This window comes from Yersinia pekkanenii, assembly GCF_001152565.1.
Taxonomy (GTDB): Bacteria; Pseudomonadota; Gammaproteobacteria; order Enterobacterales; family Enterobacteriaceae; genus Yersinia; species Yersinia pekkanenii.
Map to the genome: position 1 here is coordinate 1 of NZ_CQAZ01000217.1, position 464 is coordinate 464.

Here is a 464-nt window from a genome sequence, read left to right on the forward strand (position 1 = left end):
ATGTACGTGACGTTACCGCAATACATTTCCGCCAGTGTGATAGCTTCGGGTTCTGTTTTGGCAGAGACTTCCCGTGACTGCCAATAAGCCGCCTCCGCGCTCGCATCCCAGCTAAAACGGTCACTTGTGTCATTTGTTGTCTGATACATCGTATTTCTCCTTTGTTGATAAGAGCCAGCCACCGGCTGGCTATGGGGGTACTGCATGTAGCTAGATATTGATCCCTGACGCTTTAACCAGTTTGATGAATTGTTTGTAATGGTCTGCGCTCACGATATCGATATTTTTGTATCTACCGTTCGACATCGCACATGTGCTCAACTGGTAGCAATATTCACCCTTCATTTTCTCAGGAAATGATTTGCGGAATTTCTGTAATGCTTTCAGTGAATCAAATCCGTAGCATTCAAAGTCTGCGTAATGGGTGCCTTTCTCACCTTCAGCCATGTTAATGCTGTACTGAT

At 45.3% G+C, this 464-nt stretch carries 1 protein-coding gene; it reads right to left on the reverse strand.

The window, feature by feature from the left end; translation table 11 throughout:
• Positions 1-210 precede the first annotated feature (210 nt).
• Positions 211-464 (reverse strand): hypothetical protein (locus AEP37_RS26870; RefSeq protein ID WP_167337958.1); only part of this gene is annotated, 254 nt, incomplete at its 5' end.